3 protein-coding genes are annotated in these 3,613 nt (G+C 55.3%); all 3 read left to right on the top strand.

Annotated features, from left to right (window positions below; genetic code table 11):
* The coding region (locus M3200_RS08795; protein ID WP_288178254.1) for an ATP-binding cassette domain-containing protein at positions 1-645 on the top strand (645 nt) is incomplete at its 5' end.
* The gene (locus M3200_RS08790) at positions 642-2,306 is read left to right on the top strand and encodes an ABC transporter ATP-binding protein (RefSeq protein ID WP_022383154.1); all 1,665 of its coding nucleotides are present in this window, start codon (positions 642-644) and stop codon (positions 2,304-2,306) included. The genes M3200_RS08795 and M3200_RS08790, both read left to right, overlap by 4 nt.
* Positions 2,307-2,391: 85 nt before the next feature.
* Positions 2,392-3,456 (top strand): iron-containing alcohol dehydrogenase family protein, encoded by a 1,065-nt coding sequence (locus tag M3200_RS08785; protein WP_022383153.1) that lies wholly within the window; start codon positions 2,392-2,394, stop codon positions 3,454-3,456.
* Positions 3,457-3,613 lie beyond the last annotated feature (157 nt).

Raw genomic sequence — 3,613 nt, 5'->3', positions numbered from 1 at the left:
CCCGGGGAATTCATCGGCGTCACAGGGGAAGTCGCCAGCGGGAAATCGACGCTGGGCCGCACGTTCCTCTGCGAGTACCCTTATGAAGGCACGATACTTTACGGTGGAAAGCGCCTTGGAAGCGAAATCGACCCCATCGGCACGGTCGGCTACATGGGTCACCGCCCCGAGCTTTTCTCGGGAACAATCGAGGACAACATCCGCCTCGGAAAGCCCGGCGATCTCGATGCTGTCCTTAAAGCCGTCGAGATGGACAAGGAAATTTCCTCTTTCCCGGATGGCATCCACACGATGATCGGAGAAGGAGGCCTCCGCCTTTCCGGCGGCCAGCAGGCGCGCGTGGCTCTGGCCCGTACACTCTACCACAAGCGCCCGCTCCTCATCCTGGACGATCCCTTCTCCGCCGTCGACAGAAAGACGGAAGAGGAAATCCTCACCAACATCCGCCCGATGCTGAAGGATTCGATTGTCATCCTCATTTCCCACCGTCTCCATTTCTTCAAGGACTTCGACCGCGTCGTCTGGATTTCAGGAGACGGGAGTGTAGAGGTCCTTCCCCACGAAGAACTTCTCAGCAGGAACAGGGAGTACCGCCGCCTCTGGAAGATGCAGCACGCCCTCGCGGAAGGAGGGGACGATAAATGAGCCAAAAGAATCCCGTCGACACGAAGCGCCCGCTTTACTCCATTTTCCGCTATGCTGCCCTGCATAATAAGAAGCTGACTATCGGGCTCGTCCTTGCCATCCTCATCTCCGTCACCGTTTCCGTCACGCCGCCGCTGATTCTTAGGCGCATCGTCGATGAACTGACAGCAGAAAATGCGATGCTTCCCTTCCTCATCCAGGCAGGCCTTCTCTACTTTGCCCTGATAGCCGTCTCGGGCATCGCGGACTCGGTCAAGGAAACGATCATCACGATCTTCGGCCAGCGCTCGACGCGTCACATCCGCTCCTTCATGGCGGACAAGCTCTCGCGCCTGCCCTCCTCCGTCTTCATAGAAAACGACAGCGGATCGCTCGCCTCGCTCTTCGTGAACGACGTCGACACGCTCGAAGACCTCTTCGACTCGGGCATCATTTCCATGATTTCCGACGTCTTCCGCATTGTTTCCATCCTCTGCGTCGTCTATTTCCTGAGCAAGGGCCTCATGATCCTGCTCTTCTTATCACTGCCGATTCTCTTCCTCCTCACGAGGACATTCCAGCGCCGCATGCTTTCCGCGCAGCTCGACAACAGGAAAGCCGTCGCGGGCATCAATCAGGCCATCCCTGAAACGATTGCCAGCATCCGCACGATCCGCCTCTACCACCGCGAATCCTTCATGGAAGAAAAGTACGGGAAATCCGTCCGCGCGGGGTTCGACGCGATGAACAGGAGCAACTTGTATGACTCGATTTACTCGCCGATCATCATCACGGTGAGCTCGCTTATCATCGCCATCATGGTCGTCCTCTCCGTCAGCAGGAGCGACTTCCAGGCACTCTTCGGCATGAGCGCGGGCACCGCCGTCGCCCTGATCGCCTACGTCGGGAAAGTCTTCTCTCCACTGGAAAGCATCGGCATGGAAATCCAGAATATCCAGTCCGCCATCGCAGGCTGCAAGCGGATCAGCGATTTCCTCTCCGAAAAAGAAATGGAACCGCCTTCCGCAGCAGTGTCCGAAAAGGAAGAAAATATCCCGATTTCCATCCGCCATCTTTCCTTTGCCTACGAAGATGGAAAGCCCGTCTTCCACAATTTCGACCTCACCATCCATGAAGGCGAGAACGTCACGCTGATCGGGCGGACAGGCTCGGGCAAGAGCACGCTCTTCAAGCTCATCTGCGGCCTCTACCAGCCATCGGAAGGCACCGTCCGCATCTTCGGGCGCGCGCCGGAATCCATCCCTGAAGAGGAAAGGAGAAAGGTATTCGGCCTCGTCGAGCAGCAGTTCAAACCTGTTTCGGGAAACATGAGAGACCAGATCACACTCTCCGATCCCTCCATTTTTGAGGAAGATGTCAGAAGGGCACTTGCCGAGACAGGCATCCTTCCTGCCATCGAAGACTTGCCGGAGGGCCTTGATACGCCTTACGACCCGGGACTCCTTTCACAGGGCCAGTTCCAGCTCCTTTCCATTGCCCGCGCAACCGTCACGAATCCGCCGCTACTCCTTCTCGATGAAATCACGGCGAACCTTGACTCCGTCACGGAAAAGCAGGTCTTAGACGCCCTCCGCGCCGCTTCTGAAAAGCGCACCGTTCTCTCCATTTCCCACCGCCTCTTCGAAGCCGCAGGTGGCAGGCAGGTCCGCATCGGTCATTGATTCTTGAAGAGACCATCTGATTCGACTATAATACCTGTATACATTCCAAGGCCATGAGCCTTTTACATAAGAGAGGGGATCATTTATGAATAGTACGTATTTTCCGCACTTCACCATCGGCAGCGATGCCTATGACAAGATTCCGGATATTTGCGGCGAATATGGAAAAACCGCTGTCATCATCGGCGGCACCAAGGCCAGAATCGCCGCTGAACCGCTGATCAGAAAAGCAGTCAGCGGAAAGATCGACATCACCGGATCCTTCCTCTACGGCGACGACGCTACATTTGAAAACGCCGAAGCTCTGACAAAGATCCCGGAAATCCAGGAAGCCGACATGATTTTCGCCGTCGGCGGCGGCCGCGCGACCGACACCTGCAAATGGGCTGCGCACCTCCTGAAGAAACCGATCTTCACATTCCCGACGCTCGCATCCAACTGCGCCTCCGTCACTGCCGTCTGCATCATGTACAACCCGGATCACAGCTTCAAAGGCTCCATTTACAGAGAACGCGGTGCATGGCACACCTTCATCAATACGGAAATCATCGCACACTCCCCGCGCCAGTACTTCTGGGCAGGCCTCGGCGATGCTCTTGCTAAACAGTATGAAGTCCCCTTCTCCGCCAGAGGTATGGACCTCACATGGATCCAGCAGACCGGCGTGAACAACGCACAGAACGTGGCACCAGGCATCCTGAAATACGGCAAAGAAGCCCTCGCTGACGTAGACAAGGGAATCGTGACAGACGCTCTCGAAGCAGCCACACTTTCCATCATCGTGGCTCCCGGCATGGCCTCCGTCTGCATCGAAGACGATCTCGACTCCAGCCTCGCGCACGCCATCTACAACAGCCACACCCGCACCCCGCACAAAGGCGAGCACCTCCACGGCGCCGTCGTCAACTACGGCCTGCAGGTCATGCTCACCATGGACGGCCAGATCGAAGAAAGAGACAAGATCTACAACCTCGCCAAATCCATCAACCTTCCGCACTGCCTGGAAGACATCGGCATCGACCCCAAGCATCCCGATGAACTCGTAGAAAACTGCCTCCATACCAAGGATATGAGAGTCAAACCATACGACATCACCTTCGACATGGTCTATAAGGCTATGATGGATGTTGAAAAACTGAAGGATAAGTAAAGATAGGAAAAGATAGGGAAAAAGGACTCTTGGTGTGTCCTTTTTTTGTGGGGGGATGGACAAGAATAGGATAAAAATAAAAGTACCTGATTCTATTACCGTGAATCAGGTACTTTTATTTAATTGGCTCTTCACGGAAATTTGGGGGATGAATAAT

This window comes from Dialister sp. CAG:357 (genome assembly GCF_000435155.1).
GTDB lineage: Bacteria > Bacillota > Negativicutes > Veillonellales > Dialisteraceae > Dialister > Dialister hominis.
The sequence above is the reverse complement of the archived record's forward strand: the minus strand, read 5'-3'. Positions and strand labels throughout refer to the sequence as shown.

What these genes read in the sequence shown, in the direction of transcription:
- M3200_RS08790 (WP_022383154.1), top strand. Translation starts at nt 642, where the DNA reads ATGAGCCAAAAGAATCCCGTCGACACGAAGCGCCCGCTTTACTCCATT.
- M3200_RS08785 (WP_022383153.1), top strand. Translation starts at nt 2,392, where the DNA reads ATGAATAGTACGTATTTTCCGCACTTCACCATCGGCAGCGATGCCTAT.